This window comes from Candidatus Methylomirabilota bacterium, assembly GCA_036005065.1.
Lineage (GTDB): Bacteria > Methylomirabilota > Methylomirabilia > Rokubacteriales > DASRDR01 > DASYQW01.
On the sequence record DASYQW010000258.1, the window covers coordinates 1 to 17,169 of the forward strand.

Genomic DNA, 17,169 nt, shown 5'->3' on the forward strand with positions numbered 1-17,169 from the left:
GTGGTGCAGTATTGCCGCCACCCCGGCGCCCCGGTGGTTCGCCTGCTTTCAGAAGAACGGGGCGAGATCCTGCCGCGGCCCGACCTCGGCCCGCCGGCCTTCACCTTGATCGTCGACCCGGTGGACGGCTCGGAGAACTTCCGCCGCGGACTCGAGCTGACGGCGTTCTCGGTGGCCGTGGTCCCGAGCGACGCCCCGCTGGCGCCGGCCCACGTCGTGGCCGGCCTGGTCGGGCACGTGTTCACCGGCACCCATTTCGTCGCCCGGCGTGGCTCGGGGGCTTTCTCCGGCGGTCAGCGTCTCCACACATCCCCGGCGGCGCGCCTGGCCGAGGCCCTGGTCGCCGTGGACTGCGCCTTTCCCCGGCCCGGCTTCGCGGGCCGGGTGGCGCGTCTGCTCGAGGACGCCTTCGACGTCCGCTCGCTCGGCAGCTCCGTCGCCTCCCAGATGGGTGTCGCGGCGGGCGCCCTGGACGCGTACGTGGACGTCCGCGGCGTCCTGACGCCGGAGAACTTCATGGCCGGGAGCCTCGTGATCGAGGAGGCGGGTGGGGTGGTGAGCGACCCCCGGGGCCGGCCGCTTCCGTCGTTCCAGGCGATGACGGACACGTTCCTGCTGGTGGCCAGCGCCACCCCGGCCCTCCACGAGGCGGTCATGCGGGCGCTCGACGCGACGCGCTGGGGTCCCTGAGCCCCCTCGGGAGGCCCGCTCGGGACGCCCTTGACACGCGCGCGGCCACCCGGCTAGCGTGTGAACGTCGGATCAGCCTTGGTTGAACATATGTTCAATCCCCGCGCACTCGAGGGCATGTCGCCGGACGCCGTCGCCTTGATGGTGAGGATCGGCCGTCTCTACTACGAGCAGGGGCTGACCCAGCAGGCCATCGCGCGGGCGACCCGGCTCTCGCGCCCCACCGTCTCCCGCCTCCTCGAGCGGGGGCGACGCACCGGGATCGTCACGATCCGCATCCAGGATCCCCGGCAGCCCGCGCGCGCGCTCGAGGAGGTTCTGGCCCGGCGGTTCGGCCTCCAGCAGGCCATCCTGACCGCCGGGGAAGCGGATGCCGACCAGGAACCCCGCCGGAGCGTGGGGCAGGTCGCCGCCACCTACCTCCAGTCCGTCCTGCGCGACGGGATGACGGTCGGGGTCACCTGGGGCAAGACGCTCAGTGAGATGGCCCTCTGCTTGAAGCCGGCCCACCTCGCCCGTCTCACGGTGGTCCAGATGGTCGGGGGGCTCGCGGTCCTCGAGGACACGCTGGATACCACCGGCCTCGCCAAGGAGGTCGGCCGGGTGCTGGGTGGCCGGACGGTCCAGTTCCTCGCCCCCGCGTTCGTCGAGGATGCCGACGTGCGCCGCACGATCCGGTCGACGCGGCCTGTCCGTCAGGTGATGGACTTTCTCCGCCGTCTCGACATGGCGGTGGTCGGGATCGGCGCCGTCTCGCCTCACGTCCCCCTGGTGGAGCGCGGGTACCTGACGCCCGAGCGGATGGCGCGGTGCCGGCGGGCGGGCGCCCGCGGCGAGGTGCTCTTGCAGTTCTACGACGCGGTGGGCCGCCCGCTTCCGCCCCTCAACCGCAGCCTGATCGGGATGCGGCTCGAGGATCTCCCCCGGGTGCCGGTCGTCGTCGCCGTGGTCAGCGGGCCGCCCGACAAGACCGAGGCGGTGCTCGGGGCGCTTCGCGGTGGCCTCGTTCACGTCCTGGTCACCGACCTCGAGACGGCCCGGCGCGTGCTCGAGGCGGCTGACCGGGAGCGGCCGCCCGCCCCACCGACGCGGGCCGACGGGCGAGCCCGCCGGGACGGACCCGGCTCGGGGGGGAGGAGGAGACCCGGCCGGTGAGAGTGGCGGAGCTGATCGCGCCCCGTCGGATGCGGGTGACGGAGGGACCGGTCCCCACGGTCGGCCCCGACGAGCTCCTGGTTCGCATCCGGGCGGTCGGGATCTGCGGCTCGGATCTCCACTACTATGCCGAGGGCCGGATCGGTGACCAGCGCCTCGCCGCCGGTCACGTGCTCGGCCACGAGGTGGCGGGCATCGTGGAAGCCGCCGGCCCGGAAGCGGAGGGGCCCGGGCCGGGAACGCCGGTGGCCGTCGATCCCGCGATCCACTGCGCGCGCTGCCGCTACTGCGCCGCGGGACACCCGAACTTCTGCTCGCGGCTCCGCTTCTTCGGGAGCCCGCCGACGCCCGGCGCGCTGCGCGAGTACGTGGCGCATCCGGCCCACCTGGTGACGCCGCTGCCCCCTGGAATGTCGACGACCGAAGGCGCGCTGCTGGAACCGCTGGGGGTGGCGATCCACGCCGCGGACCTCGGCCACATCGCCGTGGGCGACGCCGTCGCCGTGTTCGGCTGCGGGCCCATCGGGCTGCTCATCGCTCAGGTGGCGCGGCTGGCGGGCGCGAGCCTCGTGTGCGCCACCGAGCCCCTGCCGCACCGCGCGGCCGCGGCCGCCGCGCTCGGTCTGCCCCCCGCGCTCGATGCCCGCCTGCCGGATCTGACGCGACACATCATGGAGCGGACCGACGGCCAGGGCGTGGACGTCGCGTTCGAGGCCGCCGGGAGCGAAGCCGCCACCGCGCAGGCCATCGAGGTCTTGCGCCCGGGTGGCACGCTGGTGCTCGTCGGCTACTGGAAGACGGAGCAGGTGACGCTGGCCGGCATCCGCGCGATGCGCAAGGGATTGACGATCCGCTTCGTGCGCCGGATGAAGAACACCTTCCCGCGGGCCGTTCAGCTGGTCCGGGAAGGCCGGATCGAGCTGGCCGCGCTCGTGACGCACGAGTTCCCGCTGGAGGCGGTCGGTGAGGCCTTCGCGCGGGCCGAGCGGCGGAGCCCGGACGTCGTCAAGGCCGTGGTCACTCTCTGAGAGCGCCCGCCGAGCCCCCGCGCATGGAGTATCTCGTCGGCATCGACCTCGGCACCCAGGGGGTGCGGAGCTGTCTGTTCGACCTCGACGGCCGGCCGAAGGCCTCGGCGAGCCGCCCCTATGCCACGCGGTACCTCCGCCCGGGCTGGGTCGAGCAGGATCCGGAAGAGTGGTGGGACGCGCTGGTGGCCGCGCTCCGGGAAACGATCGCGCGGGCCGCCGTCCGGCCCGAGAGCGTGCGGGCGCTGTCCTACGCCTGCACCGCCTGCACGGTGGTGGCCCTCGATCCCGAGGGCCGGCCGGTCCGGCCCGCGCTCATCTGGATGGACGAGCGGGCGCACGAGGAGGCCGCATGGCTCACCGGGCTCCGGCACCCGCGCTACCGGTACTGCGGGGGCACCGTCTCGCCGCAATGGATGCTCCCCAAGGCGTTGTGGCTGAAGCGCCACGAGCCGGCGACGTACGCCGGCGCCGCGCGGCTGGTCGAGGCCACCGACTTCCTGACCTACCGGCTGACCGGGACGTGGACCGCCAGCCAGGACAACGCGACGGCCAAGTGGCACTACCTGCGCGCCCTGGGCGGCTGGCCGGACGATCTGCTCCGGGCGGCCGAGCTCGAGGCCCTCCGGGCCAAGTGGCCGGACCGCGTCCTGCCGGTCGGGACGCCGGTCGGCTCGCTTCGCCCCGCCGTCGCCGCGGCGACCGGGCTGACGCCGGCGACCCTCGTCGCGCAGGGCGGGATCGACGCTCACGCCGGGATGATCGGCCTCGGCGCGGTCGAGCCGGGCGACCTCGCCCTCATCGTGGGCAGCTCGACCTGCCACATGGCGCTGTCTCCGACCCCGGTGTTCGCCGACATCTGGGGTCCGTATCCCGACGCGCTGGTGGAGGGCAGCTTCACTCTGGAAGGGGGACAGACGGCGACCGGCAGCATCGTCCAGTGGCTGCTCCGGCTCACGGGGCAGACCGAGGCCGACGGCGAGCTGGGGTCCGTCATCGCGCGCCTGGAGGCGGAGGCCGCGCGACTCCCCCCCGGGGCCGAAGGCCTGATCGTCGTCGACCACTTCCAGGGCAACCGCACGCCGCACAAGGATCCCCACGCCCGTGGCGCGATGATCGGCCTGACGCTCGCGCATTCCCCGGCCCATCTCCTCCGCGCCGTCTACGAGGGCATCGCCTTCGGGGCACGCGAGGTCCTCGAGAACATGGTGGCCCACGGCTTCGCGCTCGAGCGGCTCTTCGCCGGCGGCGGCGGCGCCCGCAGCTCGCTCTGGATGCAGATCCATGCCGATGTGCTCGGCCGGCCGATCCAGCTCCCCGGCCGAGGGGAAGCCATGGCCCTCGGGGCCGCCATCTGGGGCGCCCTGGGGTCCGGACTGTTCGGCGGATACCGCGAGGCGATCCGCCGGATGGTCCAGGCTGGTCCGGTCGTCGAGCCGGTGGCCGCGCGGCGGACGGTCTACGACGTCTCCTACGCGCGATACCGGGCCGCCTACCCCTGTCTCCGTGATCTCGCCCACCGCATGGCCGCCTCATGAGCGCTCCCGTCGACCGCGGCGCCGCGCATCCCACTGCGCGAGGAGGGCTGATCATCGCCGCGAGGCCGGGCGCGATGGTGACGGGCGCCATCGGGACCCCGGCGAGGCCGGCGTCCGCTCGGTGGCGGCGGCGCTGCGAGCCCTACCTCTACATCCTGCCCGCGTTCCTCCCCCTCGTCGTCTTCACCTATTGGCCGCTGGCCCGCAGCCTGGAGCTGAGTCTCTTCGACTGGAACATGGTCAGCGCCGATCGCCGGTGGGTCGGCGCGGCCAACTACACCGCCTTGCTGGCGGCCGCCGACTTCTGGCTCGCGGTCTGGAACACGGGGCTCTACATCGTGGGTCTCCTGCTGCTGACGCTGGTGCTCCCGCTGGGCCTGGGGGTCCTCCTCAACCGGGTCGGGGGCCGGCTCCAGCCCGTCTACAAGGCGATCTTCTTTTCCCCGGCCGTCGTCTCGTTTGCGGTGGCGGCGATCACCTGGCTGTGGATCTTCAATCCGATCAACGGGGTCCTGAATCAGGCCCTCGGCGACCTCGGCGTCACCGGTCCGGCCTGGCTCAACCAGCCGGGCTGGGTCATTTGGGCCATCACGCTCATCTGTGCGTGGAAGCTCACCGGCTACAACCTCGTGATCTTCTCGGCCGGCCTGGCGGGGATTCCCAGCGAGTACTACGAGGCGGCGGACATGGACGGCGCCTCGGCCTTCCAGCAGTTCCGGCACATCTCCTGGCCGCTTCTCACGCCCACCACCTTCTTCGTGGTCGTCACCACGGTCATCTACGCCGGCCAGTACACGCTGGTGCCGATCCAGATCCTCACCCAGGGCGGGCCGAACAAGGCCAGCACCAACGTCGTGTATCTGATCTATCAGTATGGCTTCCAGTTCTTCGAGACCGGCCGCGCCTCGGCGCTCGCCACCGTCGTCTTCCTGATGTTCCTGGGGGTCACCCTGCTCCAGCAGCGCTTCCTCGAGCGATACGTCCACTATGACCGGTAGAGGCCAGCCGTCGGCCGCCGCGACCGCCGGTCTCCACGCCGTCATGATCGCCGGCTGCGTCGCGACGCTCTTCCCGCTGTTCTGGATGCTGTCGACATCCTTCAGGATGCCCGATGACATCGCGACCCCCGGGATCGCCCTGATCCCGAGACCTCCCACGCTCGAGAACTACCGGGCCGCCTGGCGGCTGACCCCCCTCGGGCTGTACGTCTGGAACAGCATGCTGAGCACCGTCGCCCTGATGAGCAGTCAGACCGTCACCAGCATCCTGGCCGCCTATGCCTTTGCCCGCTTCCGATTTCCGGGACGAGAGCTGCTGTTCGGATTGTTCGTGGGCACCATGATGGTGCCGATCCACGTCGTCATGATTCCCAACTACATCCTGGTGTCGCGGCTCGGGTGGATCGACACGCTGGCGGGCTTGATCGTGCCGCAACTGAGCAACGCCTTCGGCGTCTTCATGCTCCGCCAGCACCTGCTCACGCTGCCGCGGGAGCTGTTCGACGCGGCGGCCATCGACGGCGCGGGCAGCTGGCGCACCCTGTGGCGAATCGTGGTGCCGGTGAGCCGATCGCCCATCTTCGCGCTGGCGATTCTCTTCTTTCTCAACGCCTGGAACCAGTACTTCTGGCCGTTCCTGGTCCTCACCCGGCCCGAGGTCCAGACGCTGCCGCTCGGACTACAGCGCTTCGCGGGGTCGGAGGGCGGGGCGTCGTGGGGACCGCTGATGGCCGTGGCCACCATCGCCTCGCTGCCCGCCATTCTCATGTACACCGTCGGACAGCGACACATCGTGCGGACGTCCGTCACCTCCGGCTTGAAGGGCTGATGTCGCACGCCACCGAGGGGAGTATTGCCAACCGGCTCATGACGAGCCCAGGAGAGTGAGCATGCCACTGCAGATGCCGATGAAGAGCACCGTGATGGCGGCGCTGAGCGTCGTCCTGCTCGCGACCGCGACGACGGCCGACGCCCAGGTTCGGATCGAGTACTACCACATCAACACGGCCGCCTTCGGCGGACCGGCGGTCGCCAAGCTGGCCAAGGAGTTCAACGAGTCGCAGAACGCCTACGTGGTCGCCGACAAGTTCCAGGCGAACTACGGCGCGCTCACCCAGGCCCTCCAGGTTGCCGCCGCCGCCGGCCGGCCGCCGGCGGTCTCTCAGATCTCCTACCGGCTCATCCGCTACGCCGCCGAGACGTTTCAGCCCACGCCCATCGACAAGGTGGGTGGATCGGAGTTCGAGGCGGTCGCCCGGACCTACCAGCCCTCCGTGCTGAAGCTCGGCCAGCTCGGTGGCGTTCAATGGGGACTGCCGTATGGCCTGAGCAGTCCCGTGATGTATTACAATCCTGAGCTCTTCAAGGCGGCCGGGCTGGATCCCGCCACCCCGCCCAAGACCTGGGAAGACGTCGCCCGAGCGGCGCGCACGATCAAGGACAAGACCGGGAAGTTCGGCCTCTACATCCAGCGCGACGACACCTGGCCCATGACCTGGTTCCTGTATGGGCTCGGCGGGCAGTGGCTGAGCGAGAGCGGAGACCGGCCCCAGGCGAACTCGCCGAAGGCGATCAAGGGCATGGAGGTCTGGGCGGGCTTCGTCAAGGATGGACTGCACCCGGTCGCCAACAACGACGAGGCGTTCCCGGCGTTCCAGGCGGGTAACATCGGGATGGTCTTCACGACCACGGGACGGCGCAACCTGTTCGAGAGCGGCTCGAAATTCCCGGTCAAGGTCGCCGAGCTGCCCGCCTTCGCCGGGATGGCCCGGAAGATCCCGGCGGGCGGCAACGTGCTGATGGTGTTCGCCAGGGATCCGAAGGAGCGGGCCGGGGCCTGGGCCTTCCTCAAGCACGTCACCTCACCCCAGGCGATCACCGAGTGGGTCAAGGGGACCGGCTACATCTCCCCGCTCCAGGGGCTCACCGAGAACCCCCGCTACCTCGGGAACCTCTTCACCGAGCTCCCCAACATGCGCGCGGCGTACGCCCAGCTGCCCTACGTGGTCGCCGAGGAGAACTGGCCGAAGAAGGGGCTCCAGATCGAGCAGATCCTCGTGGAGGCGCGCGACGCCATCCTGCTCGGCCAGGTGGACGCCAAGACCGGGATGGATCGGGCCCAGGCGCGGATCGAGGACGCGATGCGCTGAGCTCGGCCCGGAGGGGGCCTCGGCGGCCCCCTCCGGGGGCGGGCACAGGTGCCGGCAAAGGAGCTGAGATGCCGTTCCGAATCGGACTCGTCACCGACATTCACAACGGTCCCGACACCGAGACGCGACCCGGCAGCGTCGCGCTGGGGCTCATGGATCAGTTCGTCCACGAGATGCGAACCCGGTTTCGACCCGACCTGGTCGTCGACATGGGAGACCGTATCAACGACGTGAGTTCCACCGAGGACGCGATGCGTATCTCGCAGGTGGTGAGCCGTCTCACGTCGGCCGGCGTCCCGACCTGCTTTCTCCACGGAAACCACGACGTCCCGAACCTCGACTTCGCCACGATCAATCGCCTCCTCGGCCGGAAGGCCGACTACGAGTCGGTGGACCTCCAGGGTCTCCATCTCGTGCTGCTGAACACCCAGGATCCGACGTTCGAGGGGGGCGGAGGCACGCTGTCGGAGGCCCAGCTGGCCTGGCTGGAGGAGGATCTTCGTCGCGCCTCGGGCCCGGCCCTGGTGTTCAGCCATCACCCCCTCGACGAGCAGGACGTCAGCCGGCACTGGTACTTCCCGTCGCACCCGGACTGTGCGCTCGCCGTGAACCGGGCGCGCGCTCGGCAGATCTTCGCCCGCTCCGGAAAGGTACGGGCCGTGTTCCATGGCCACATGCACTGGAACCACGCCGAGGTGATCGACGGGATCCCGTACATCACCGTCGGGTCCCTGGTGGAGATGCGCTTGACCGGAGGTCAGCCGGCCGGCGGCTACGCCGAGGTCACCGTGGAGGACGGAGGCCGCCTCCGAGTCGAGGTGCGCGGCCGCCTGCCCATGAGCTTCGTTCATCCCTAGGTTCTTCGGGGGGGTCTCGGAAGACCCCCCCGATGCCCCCCCTTCGGTTGCGGCGGCACAGCCGCCGCTCGGAGCACTCCTCGATGCACCACGCGCTCGGTGGTCGGCGCCGAGGTTACTCTGACACACTCCCGGGGCCCCGCCCGGAGACGAGGTCGGGTCCGGGCAGGGCGCCCCCGTCCCGAGCCACCCCCGGCCGGGCCTTGACGCCCGGTCGGGTCGGGCGGTAGCGTTGCTGGCACCATGGCGCGGTTCGTCGGGAAGCACCTCCTCTTCCTCGCCCTCACGCTGCTGGTGGTCTCCTTCCTGGTCTTTGCCGTCAACGAGTTCTCCCCGGGCGCCGTCGCCCGGAAGATGCTCGGTGAGTTCGCGACGCAGGAGCAGGTGGACCTGCTCACCCACCAGCTCGGGCTCGATCGGCCGCTCCTCGTCCGCTACGCGGACTACATGGGGAAGGCCCTCACCGGCGACCTCGGCTACTCGCTCCGGTTCAAGGTGCCGGTGCGCGAGATCATCTGGAACCGCCTCGGGAACACCGCGCTGCTGGCCGGCATCTGCTTCGCGCTCATCGTGCCGGTGTCGATGGCGCTGGGGATCGCGGCGGGGATGCACGAGTCCTCCCGGCTCGATCGCGCCATCCTCCTCTTCAGCACCGTCGTCGCGTCGGTGCCGGAGTTCGCCCTCGGCGTCTTCTTCGCGAGCATCTTCGTCGTCTGGCTCGGCTGGCTTCCCGGGACCGCGACGCTGGTCGGCGGGGGGGGCTGGTCGGCCACCTCCCAGTTCGCGCTGCCGGTCGCCGTCATCGTCCTCTACGACTCCGGGTATGTCGTCAGCATGATCCGGGCGTCGATGGTCGAGGTCATGCAGCGGCCGTACATCCGGACGGCCGTCCTCAAGGGGATGCGCTTCCGCCGGGTGATCCTCGGGCACGCGCTCCGGAACGCCCTGATCAACCCGGTCACGGTGATCTTCCTCCAGATCAACTACCTGATCTCGGGAGTCGTCGTCGTCGAGACGCTGTTCGCGTACCCGGGCTTCGGGCGCATGATGCTCGAGGCGGCGCTGTTCAAGGACATCGCCGTCGTCGAGGCGGGCGCGCTCGTCGCGGTCCTCGTCGCCATCCTCACCCAGATCTTCGGCGATCTCGCCTACATGGCCCTCGACCCTCGGATTCGCGCCTGACGCATGGCCGACGGCACGACCGTCGAGGCTGTCCTCGTCCCGCCGCGCCGACCTCTCGCAGGTTTCGGCCGGAGGGCGTGGACGCGCTTCGCCCGTCTCGCCGAATCGACGCCCGCCCTGATCGGCGCCGGGATCGTGAGCTTCTGGATCGCCGTCGCGCTCCTGGCCCCGGTGATCGCCCCCTACCCGCCGAACGCGAATGATGTCGCGGCGCTCGCCGATCCGCGACCGTCGGCCGCGCACTGGCTGGGCACCGACCACCTCAGTCGCGACATCCTGTCGCGGATCTTCTGGGGCGCGCGGACGGTTCTCACGGTGGCGCCCGTGGCCGTCCTCGGCGCCGTGGCCCTCGGTTCGCTGCTCGGCCTCTGCGGCGGCTACAACCGGGGCTGGATAGACCTCGTCATCGGACGGGCGTGCGACATCGTGCTCACGTTCCCGGTGATCATCCTCTACCTGATCGTCCTGACTCACTTCGGATCTTCGGCCTTGAACGTGATCCTCGTGCTTGCCCTGAGGCAGGCCCCGATCATCGCCCGCATCGTCCGCGGAATCACGCTCGAGCTCCGCGATCGAGAGTACGTGGCCGCCGCGAAGATGCGGGGCGAGTCGGCTCTCTACATCATGCTCGTCGAGATCCTGCCAAACGCCCGCGGGCCGCTGATCGTGGACACGTGCCTCCGGATGGGCTTCAATATCGTCATCATCGGCGTCCTCGGCTTCCTCGGCATCGGGCTGCCGCCGCCCGATCCCGACTGGGGCGGGATGGTCAGGGACACCTATGGGATGATGTCGGTATGGCCGCACATGGCGCTCTTTCCCAGCGCGGCGATCGCCTCCCTGGTCGTGGGCTTCAACCTGCTGGCCGTCGGGCTCCGGGAGATCGGGCTGCGTGACTGAGCACCGACGTCCGGCCGGCGAACCGCTCCTCGAGCTCCAGCAGGTCCGGATCTCGTACTTCACGCGGGCGGGGGAGGTGAACGTCATTCCGGGTCTGAGCCTGTCCATCGGGCGCGGCGAGGCGCTGGGCCTGGTCGGCGAGTCGGGCTGCGGAAAGTCCACCGTCGCGCTCGCCATCGTCCGCTATCTCGGGCGGGCGGGACGGATCATCGGCGGGCGCATCCTGTTCGAGGGGCGTGACCTCGGGGCGCTTCCCGAGGCGGAGCTGCGCGGGATCCGCGGCCGGCGCATCGCCATGGTCTACCAGGACCCGATGTCGAGCCTGAACCCCGTGATGACCGTCGGCCGGCAGCTCATGGAGGTGCCGCTGATCCACGAGGGGGTCGGCGGGGACGAGGCGCGCGCGCGGGCCCTCCGGATGCTCACCGAGGTCAACCTGCCGGACCCGGAAGGCATCCTGGAGCGCTACCCCCATCAGCTCTCCGGCGGCCAGCAGCAGCGCATCGTCATCGCGATGGCGCTCATCGCGCGGCCGGCGCTCCTCATCCTGGACGAGCCGACGACCGGGCTCGACGTCACGGTGGAGGCGGCGGTCCTCGACCTCGTGCGCGGGCTGAGGATGCGCCACGACACGGCCATCCTCTACATCAGCCACAACCTCGGCACCGTGGTCCGCGTCTGCGACCGCGTGGGGGTGATGTACCGGGGTGAGCTGGTCGAGGAGGGCTCGATCCGGCAGGTCTTCGGCAACCCGCGTCATCCCTACACCCGGGGCCTCCTCGACTGCCTGCCGGCCGTGGGTCGCGACAAGCGCCGGGCGCCGCTCCTGGCGATCCCGGGCCAGATGGATTCGCTCCTGGCCCGCCTCCCGGGGTGCGGATTCGCGGCGCGCTGTGCCCACGTCGAGCCGGGTCGCTGTACGGTCGGGGTGATCCCGACCGAGCCGGTCGCGGACGAGCCGGGGCACGAGGTCCAGTGCGTCCGGGCCGCCGAGCTCCCGCTCTGGCGCCGGCGGTACCTCGAGGCCGGGGAGGCCGGCCCGCAGGCGGCGGCCGACCTGGTCCTCGCGCTGGACGGCCTCTCGAAGGTGTACCGGCCCCGCCGCGGCCTCTTCGGGACCCGTGCCGATGTGCGGGCGCTCACCGACGTGTGGCTGGACGCGCACCATGGACAGACACTGGCCATCGTCGGCGAGTCCGGGTGCGGGAAGTCCACCCTCGCTCGAGTGCTCGCCGGCCTCGAGACCGCCACGGCGGGCCGCGCGAGCCTCGCCGGCGCCGACATCGCGGCGATGCCGGTCGACGCGCGGCCGGCGGGGCTGCGGCGCCAGCTCCAGATGGTGTTCCAGAACCCGGACAGCACCCTGAATCCGAGCCACACGGTCGGCTACGCGATCGGGCGGGCGCTCCGGCGCCTCCGCCGGCTGGGCGCGGCGGACAGGGCCCGCGAGGTCGGGCGGCTGCTCGAGGTCGTCAGGCTCGGCCCCGAGCTGGCCGGGTGGAGGCCGCACCGGCTCTCCGGCGGTCAGAAGCAGCGGGTCGCCATCGCCCGCGCGCTCGCCGGCGATCCCGAGGTGATCGTCGCCGATGAGCCGGTCTCCTCGCTCGACGTCTCGGTCCAGGCGGCGATCATCAACCTCTTGACCGAGCTCCAGGCCAAGCACGGCACGACGCTCCTCGTCATCTCGCACGATCTGTCGGTCGTGCGCTACCTGGCCGACGCCGTGGCCGTGATGTACCTCGGCCGGGTCGTCGAGTTCGGCCGGGCCGAGGACGTGTTCGCGCCGCCCTATCACCCCTACACGGAGGCGCTCCTCTCCGCCGTCCCGATCCCCGACCCCGACGCCCAGCGGGACCCCATCGTCCTCGAGGGGGCGCTTCCGAGCCCGAGCGAGGTGCCGCGCGGCTGCCCGTTCAGCAGCCGGTGTCCCCGGAAGCTCGGGGTGGTGTGCGAGGACACCCCGCCCCCCGAGCAACGGCTGGCCGGCGGCCACCGGATCGTCTGCCACATCCCGGCCGACGAGCTCGTCCGGCTCCAGCGCCCCGACGCGGCCGTCCCGCGCCCGGGACTCGTTCAGGAGGCGCCGGCGTGAGAGTCCTGATCAAGAGCGCGTGGGGCTCGGACGATCCGACCAAGGCGGCCTTCCCGTTTCTGCACGCCAACGCGTTTGCCGAGGCCGCGCACGAGGTCCAGATCTTCCTGCTCGGGGAGGCCGTCTCCCTGATGCGCGCGCCCGTGGCCCAGGCGGTGGTGCCGGTGGGATGGCCGCCCCTGGCGGAGATCCTGGTCAAGACGACCGCGCTGAAGGTGCCGATCCACGTCTGAACCGCCTGCTCGCGGGCCCGTGGGGTCCAGGAATCGGATCTGGCCGGGAAGAACGCGACGTTCGCGACTCCGCCGACCCTGGTGGCCCTGGCCGAGTGGGCGGACAAGCTCCTGAGCGAGTGAGCTACAGCCGGTCGAGCTCCTCGCGCAGCGCCTCGAGACCGGAGCGCACGAGGCGGCGCGCCGCCTCCGGGCTCATCCAGGCGGCGTGCGCGGTCAGCGTCACGTTGGCGAGGCGGGTCAGGGGATGGTCCGGCGGCACCGGCTCCTCGGCGAAGACGTCGAGGCCGGCCGCCGCGATGTGGCCGCTCGCCAGCCGCTCGGCCAGCGCCACCTGATCGACGAGGCCGCCGCGCGCCGTGTTGATGAACACGGCGCCGGGCTTGAGGAGCCCGAGGCGGCGCCGGTCCAGGATGCCGCGCGTCTCGTCGTTGAGGGCGAGGTGCAGGCTGACGATGTCGGCCTCGGTCAGGACCTCCTCGAGGCTGCGGCGCTCGCACGGCACATCTTCCGCCACCGCGCCGCGGTTCCACCCGATGACGCGCAGCCCCACCCCGGCGCCGAGCCGCGCCGTCGCCCGGCCGATGCCGCCGAGCCCGACGATTCCCAGCGTCTTTCCCGCCAGCTCGAAGAGCGCGGCTTGCCGCCACGTCCCGGCCCGGATCTCCCGATCCATCTGGGCGACCCGCCGGACGCCGTCGAAGACGAGGGCGATCGCGTGCTCGGCGACCGTGCGATCGGCATAGCCGAGGACGCGGCGCACCCGGATGCCGCGCCGTTCGGCGGCCGGCAGATCGACCCAGCTCCAGACGCCGGTTCCCAGGAACACGATGAGTCGCAGGTCCGGGCAGGCCGCCAGGATCGGCTCGGTCAGCTTCGTCTGGAAATGCACGACGCCCGCCGCGCCTGAGAGCGCCTCGACGAGCTCGGCCGCCGCCGGCCGGGCGACGCGTAGCTCGAGCTCGGGGACGAGGGCCCGCGCCGGCCCGTCGAAGAACTGCGCCATGTAGGGCGTGCAATCGGGGAAGACGACGCGCACCCCGGCGCCGGCCATTCAGCCCGTCTCGCGGCGGAGCACCCGGCCGGGCCGGGCGCCGGTGGGCCGTCCGGCCCGCCAGACGACGCGGCCGTTCACCATGACCAGGTCGATGCCGGCGGCCGGCTGGGCCGGCTCGGTGAAGGTGCCGGTGTCCTTCACCGTCGCCGCGTCGAAGACGACGAGATCGGCGAAGGCACCCGGCCGGACGACGCCGCGGTCGGCGAAGCCGAACCAGCGGGCCGGCAGGCCCGTCATCCGCCGCACGGCCTCCTCGAGCCCGAACAGGCCGACCTCGCGGCTGTAGTGGCCGAGGACGCGCGGAAACGCGCCCCAGAGCCGCGGGTGGGGGTGCACGTCGTGCGGCAGGCCGTCGGAGCCGATCATCGTGTGCTCGTAAGCCAGGATGGCGCGGACGTCTCCTTCGTCGAGCTGGAAGTAGATGGCGCCGGCCGGCAGCAGGCGCTCGGCCGCCTGGCCCGCGCTGCACCGCCACTCCCTGGCGATGTCGTCGAGCATCCGGCCGGCGCAATCGGGATGGGGCGTCGACCACGTCACCATGATGCGCACACCGGGCTGGGCGCGGCCCGGATCGAGGGTCTTCGAGCTGGCGTGGTAGGGATAGGCGTCGAGCCCGACGGCCTGGGTCCGGCGCGCCGCGTCGATGACGGCGAGCGTCTTCGGCCCCTTGCCGAAGTTGGCGGCCCCCGTGCACTGGTGGTGCGAGAGCGTGAGCGGGACCCCGGTCTCGCGGCCGATCGCCAGGGCCTCCTCGATCGCGGCCTCGAGCGCCTCGAAATAGTTGCGGTGGTGCGCGCAGTAGAGGCCGCGGTAGGGCTTCACCGCCGCCACCAGCGACCGGACCTCCCCGGTCGGCGCCGCCACCGCGCTCGGATAGTCCAGCCCGGTCGAGAAGCCGATGGCCCCCTCCGCCATGGCCGCCTCGACCTGTCGCCGCATCTCGCCGACCTCGGCGGCCGTCGCCGCCCGGTCGAGGCGGTCCATGACCCGATGGCGCACGGTGATGTGGCCGACGAGCAGGCCGCAGTTCACGGCCGGCGGGCTCTGGCCCAGGGCCTCGACGTACGCGCCGAAGCGGTCGAAGCGGAACCAGCCCGCCTCGCTGCCGAGCAGGTCGAGCGGCGGCGGGGGGACCCCGTCGAGGACGAGCGGGGCGAGGCTGACGCCGCAATTGCCGGCGACGAGCGTGGTCACGCCCTGGCTCACCTTCGGCGTCAGGTCCGGCGTGGACAGGAGGGCCCGGTCGTCGTGGGTGTGGGCGTCGATGAAGCCCGGCGCGACGATGCGGTCGGCGGCGTCGATCTCGCGGGCCCCGGGGGCGCCGCCGAGGTCGCCCACGGCGATGATGCGGTCCCCGGCGATGCCGACGTCGGCCCGACGGCGCGCGGCGCCGGTCCCGTCGATCACGAGCCCGTGGCGGAGGACGAGCTCGATGTCGGTCAGGCGGCCGGCCATCAGGCGGGCGGGTGGCGAGCGCCCCCGTGCGCGGCGAGAAGCTCGAGGCGGGTCGCCATAGTCCCACGGATAGTGCGCCCGGAATTCATCGTCCGTCAACACCACGGGCGGGAGCCTGGCCGCTCCTGCTCACTGGGTCCGGCTGTCGGAAATTGCCCGAAAATCCGCCACCACCACCGCCCGGGCACGGCGGTCTCGCGGCTAAGTAGCGGTGCGTAAACGTATTGCCGGTGGCATTGTCCTTGCGTCATCTCTCTCCGTGATCGGAGAGACGGGGGGAAACGCGATGGGCGGTCCGTGGAAGAGCCGGGAGTTCGATGCGAGGGCATGGCGGCCGCCGGCTCCCCGGGTGGACGCGCGGGCCGAGGCTCTCCCGGCCGGAGCGCTCGCCGAGGTGGCCGTGGTGGCCGCGTACGTCGTGTCGGTGGTGGCGAGCCTGCTGGTTCTGCTCGTCGTCCTGAAGCAGGGCTGGTAGGGGCTGGAGGATGGCGATGGACCGACGGGAGCCGAGCCAGGAGATGCGCGGAACGCTGGCTCCGTGCCTGGTGGCGCTGGGCCTGATCCTGCTCGCGTTCTGGGTCTCCGACGTGACCCCGGGCCAGCCCGTGCCGGAAGAGCAGCCCTGGGTCGCCCCGCTCCGGGCCGTCGACGAGGCCCTGGCCCGGCAGAGCGTGTCCGCTTCGGAGCGTCTGTGGCACGACGCGTACGGTCACGCCGTGGCGAGCCGACGCTGGGACGGGATGGTGGCGGTGGGCGACGCGTCGCTGCGCATCGGCCGGCTCGCCGGGCGCCGGGCGGCGGCGGAGGCCCGGGCCCGTCAGGCCTACCTGGTGGCGCTCTACCGGGCGCGCCAGCAGCAGGCGGTGGAAGGGGCGCTGCGGACGGCCCAGGCGTTCGCCGATCTCGGCGACCGCGAAGTGGCCGAGCAGTGCCTGCGGGTGGCGCGGGACTTGGCGGCGCAGGCGGGCGATGCGGAGGCCGACGCGCGCGTGCGCGCCCTGGCTGGTCGATTGGCCGCGCGCTAGGTGAGGGTGATGGGAGCTGCCATGGGTGAGGCGATCACCGAGAGCGCGCACTACGTGGCGGTGGTCCGGGGCGGCGGCACCGACCTGTTCCTGATCCAGGGGGGCCGGCTCGAGGCGTCCGGCATGGTCTCGATCCTGTGGGACCGCCGGGCCGAGACCGAGGCCGCCGGCGCGCGACCGGCGGGAGCGCTGAGCGCGGCGCGGCGCCGGGCGTTCCGGATCCTCTCTCGCGTTTTCTAGCGGTCGGCTCCGTGACTGCGCTCCTGGCCTATCTCGCCGTCCTCGTCGCCATCGTCGCCGGGCGTGGCTGGGCGCTGGCGCGGGTGCTGGGCGACCGCTATACCCTCGCCTCGCTGATCTACGACGTGACGGCGTTCGGCGTGCTGCTGGCCGGGCTCCGCCTCTTCGATCGGCTGGTGAACGCCTGGCTGTCGCGTCAGGCGTCGCGGGCCACGTGATCGGCTCCGCGGCGCTCCGGGTTCACCTCGCGAGGGGATCGGGGCGAAGCTGGAACTTCACGACCTTGCTCCTCGTCCCCTTGCCGCCTTCGACGTGGAACGGGGTCCGGGTGGCGTAGGCCGACCACAGGCCTTTGCCCTTCCAGCCGGCATCGGGATCGTCGATGCGCCCGTCCAGCCATTTGGCGTAGAAGCCCATGGGATAGGGGACGGTGGTGTCCCGATCCATGTGGAAATTGACCGGCGCTCTTCCGACCTGATCCAGCCACGCCTCTCGCCGGAATGGTCACTGGACGTGGACGATGACCGTCGACATTGACGATCGGTGTTCGAACGCAGCATCGGCGGGCA

The 17,169-nt window shown here is 71.5% G+C and carries 19 protein-coding genes; 16 read left to right on the forward strand and 3 right to left on the reverse strand.

The window, feature by feature from the left end; translation table 11 throughout:
- The 12 genes from VGW35_18245 to VGW35_18300 form a co-directional block, all read left to right on the forward strand.
- A partial coding sequence (locus VGW35_18245) for an inositol monophosphatase family protein (protein ID HEV8309607.1) occupies positions 1–690 on the forward strand: 690 nt, incomplete at its 5' end.
- Between the two features lie 117 nt (positions 691–807).
- Entirely contained in the window at positions 808–1,845 is a 1,038-nt protein-coding gene (locus VGW35_18250) for a sugar-binding domain-containing protein (GenBank protein HEV8309608.1), read from the forward strand.
- Entirely contained in the window at positions 1,842–2,873 is a 1,032-nt protein-coding gene (locus VGW35_18255; GenBank protein ID HEV8309609.1) for an alcohol dehydrogenase catalytic domain-containing protein, read from the forward strand. Before VGW35_18250 ends, VGW35_18255 begins: the two co-directional genes overlap by 4 nt.
- A gap of 23 nt (positions 2,874–2,896) precedes the next feature.
- Positions 2,897–4,411, forward strand: coding sequence for an FGGY-family carbohydrate kinase (locus VGW35_18260; GenBank protein HEV8309610.1), 1,515 nt, complete (start codon positions 2,897–2,899; stop codon positions 4,409–4,411).
- A gap of 74 nt (positions 4,412–4,485) precedes the next feature.
- Positions 4,486–5,409, forward strand: coding sequence for a sugar ABC transporter permease (locus VGW35_18265; protein HEV8309611.1), 924 nt, complete (start codon positions 4,486–4,488; stop codon positions 5,407–5,409).
- A complete protein-coding gene (locus VGW35_18270) occupies positions 5,399–6,238 on the forward strand; it encodes a carbohydrate ABC transporter permease (GenBank protein ID HEV8309612.1) in 840 nt (279 codons plus the stop codon). Before VGW35_18265 ends, VGW35_18270 begins: the two co-directional genes overlap by 11 nt.
- A 61-nt stretch (positions 6,239–6,299) precedes the next feature.
- Positions 6,300–7,559 carry an ABC transporter substrate-binding protein gene (locus VGW35_18275; GenBank protein HEV8309613.1) on the forward strand — a complete coding sequence of 420 codons (1,260 nt, stop codon included), beginning with the start codon at positions 6,300–6,302 and terminating at the stop codon, positions 7,557–7,559.
- Positions 7,560–7,627: 68 nt separating this feature from the next.
- Positions 7,628–8,416 (forward strand): metallophosphoesterase, encoded by a 789-nt coding sequence (locus tag VGW35_18280; GenBank protein ID HEV8309614.1) that lies wholly within the window; start codon positions 7,628–7,630, stop codon positions 8,414–8,416.
- A 243-nt stretch (positions 8,417–8,659) separates the two neighbouring features.
- Positions 8,660–9,598: an ABC transporter permease gene (locus VGW35_18285; protein ID HEV8309615.1), complete on the forward strand. Its 939-nt coding sequence runs from the start codon at positions 8,660–8,662 to the stop codon at positions 9,596–9,598.
- A gap of 3 nt (positions 9,599–9,601) precedes the next feature.
- Positions 9,602–10,498, forward strand: coding sequence for an ABC transporter permease (locus tag VGW35_18290; protein ID HEV8309616.1), 897 nt, complete (start codon positions 9,602–9,604; stop codon positions 10,496–10,498).
- Positions 10,491–12,590: an ABC transporter ATP-binding protein gene (locus VGW35_18295; GenBank protein ID HEV8309617.1), complete on the forward strand. Its 2,100-nt coding sequence runs from the start codon at positions 10,491–10,493 to the stop codon at positions 12,588–12,590. The genes VGW35_18290 and VGW35_18295 overlap by 8 nt, the downstream gene beginning before the upstream one ends.
- A complete protein-coding gene (locus tag VGW35_18300) occupies positions 12,587–12,823 on the forward strand; it encodes a hypothetical protein (protein ID HEV8309618.1) in 237 nt (78 codons plus the stop codon). Before VGW35_18295 ends, VGW35_18300 begins: the two co-directional genes overlap by 4 nt.
- A 124-nt stretch (positions 12,824–12,947) precedes the next feature.
- Here the strand turns inward: VGW35_18300 and VGW35_18305 are convergent, their stop codons facing one another.
- Together VGW35_18305 and VGW35_18310 are read right to left on the reverse strand one after the other, a co-directional pair.
- Positions 12,948–13,877 (reverse strand): NAD(P)-dependent oxidoreductase, encoded by a 930-nt coding sequence (locus tag VGW35_18305; GenBank protein ID HEV8309619.1) that lies wholly within the window; start codon positions 13,875–13,877, stop codon positions 12,948–12,950.
- On the reverse strand, positions 13,878–15,335 hold the full coding sequence (locus tag VGW35_18310; GenBank protein HEV8309620.1) for a D-aminoacylase: 1,458 nt from the start codon (positions 15,333–15,335) through the stop codon (positions 13,878–13,880). It abuts the gene before it with no gap.
- Between the two features lie 286 nt (positions 15,336–15,621).
- Between VGW35_18310 and VGW35_18315 the strand changes: the two genes are divergently transcribed.
- From VGW35_18315 to VGW35_18330, 4 genes are read left to right on the forward strand one after another with little or no spacing between them, the layout of a single operon-like run.
- Positions 15,622–15,810, forward strand: a complete 189-nt coding sequence (locus VGW35_18315) for a hypothetical protein (protein ID HEV8309621.1) — start codon at positions 15,622–15,624, stop codon at positions 15,808–15,810.
- Between the two features lie 16 nt (positions 15,811–15,826).
- Positions 15,827–16,360, forward strand: coding sequence for a hypothetical protein (locus tag VGW35_18320; GenBank protein HEV8309622.1), 534 nt, complete (start codon positions 15,827–15,829; stop codon positions 16,358–16,360).
- A 21-nt stretch (positions 16,361–16,381) separates the two neighbouring features.
- A complete protein-coding gene (locus VGW35_18325) occupies positions 16,382–16,600 on the forward strand; it encodes a hypothetical protein (protein HEV8309623.1) in 219 nt (72 codons plus the stop codon).
- An 11-nt stretch (positions 16,601–16,611) separates the two neighbouring features.
- The gene (locus VGW35_18330) at positions 16,612–16,818 is read left to right on the forward strand and encodes a hypothetical protein (protein ID HEV8309624.1); all 207 of its coding nucleotides are present in this window, start codon (positions 16,612–16,614) and stop codon (positions 16,816–16,818) included.
- Between the two features lie 22 nt (positions 16,819–16,840).
- Here the strand turns inward: VGW35_18330 and VGW35_18335 are convergent, their stop codons facing one another.
- Positions 16,841–17,047, reverse strand: coding sequence for a hypothetical protein (locus VGW35_18335; protein ID HEV8309625.1), 207 nt, complete (start codon positions 17,045–17,047; stop codon positions 16,841–16,843).
- Positions 17,048–17,169: the final 122 nt, after the last annotated feature.

What these genes read in the sequence shown, in the direction of transcription:
- VGW35_18250 (HEV8309608.1), top strand. Translation starts at nt 808, where the DNA reads ATGTCGCCGGACGCCGTCGCCTTGATGGTGAGGATCGGCCGTCTCTAC.
- VGW35_18260 (HEV8309610.1), top strand. Translation starts at nt 2,897, where the DNA reads ATGGAGTATCTCGTCGGCATCGACCTCGGCACCCAGGGGGTGCGGAGC.
- VGW35_18265 (HEV8309611.1), top strand. Translation starts at nt 4,486, where the DNA reads ATGGTGACGGGCGCCATCGGGACCCCGGCGAGGCCGGCGTCCGCTCGG.
- VGW35_18270 (HEV8309612.1), top strand. Translation starts at nt 5,399, where the DNA reads ATGACCGGTAGAGGCCAGCCGTCGGCCGCCGCGACCGCCGGTCTCCAC.
- VGW35_18275 (HEV8309613.1), top strand. Translation starts at nt 6,300, where the DNA reads ATGCCACTGCAGATGCCGATGAAGAGCACCGTGATGGCGGCGCTGAGC.
- VGW35_18280 (HEV8309614.1), top strand. Translation starts at nt 7,628, where the DNA reads ATGCCGTTCCGAATCGGACTCGTCACCGACATTCACAACGGTCCCGAC.
- VGW35_18285 (HEV8309615.1), top strand. Translation starts at nt 8,660, where the DNA reads ATGGCGCGGTTCGTCGGGAAGCACCTCCTCTTCCTCGCCCTCACGCTG.
- VGW35_18290 (HEV8309616.1), top strand. Translation starts at nt 9,602, where the DNA reads ATGGCCGACGGCACGACCGTCGAGGCTGTCCTCGTCCCGCCGCGCCGA.
- VGW35_18305 (HEV8309619.1), bottom strand. Translation starts at nt 13,877, where the DNA reads ATGGCCGGCGCCGGGGTGCGCGTCGTCTTCCCCGATTGCACGCCCTAC.
- VGW35_18310 (HEV8309620.1), bottom strand. Translation starts at nt 15,335, where the DNA reads ATGGCCGGCCGCCTGACCGACATCGAGCTCGTCCTCCGCCACGGGCTC.
- VGW35_18315 (HEV8309621.1), top strand. Translation starts at nt 15,622, where the DNA reads ATGGGCGGTCCGTGGAAGAGCCGGGAGTTCGATGCGAGGGCATGGCGG.
- VGW35_18320 (HEV8309622.1), top strand. Translation starts at nt 15,827, where the DNA reads ATGGACCGACGGGAGCCGAGCCAGGAGATGCGCGGAACGCTGGCTCCG.
- VGW35_18325 (HEV8309623.1), top strand. Translation starts at nt 16,382, where the DNA reads ATGGGTGAGGCGATCACCGAGAGCGCGCACTACGTGGCGGTGGTCCGG.
- VGW35_18335 (HEV8309625.1), bottom strand. Translation starts at nt 17,047, where the DNA reads ATGGATCGGGACACCACCGTCCCCTATCCCATGGGCTTCTACGCCAAA.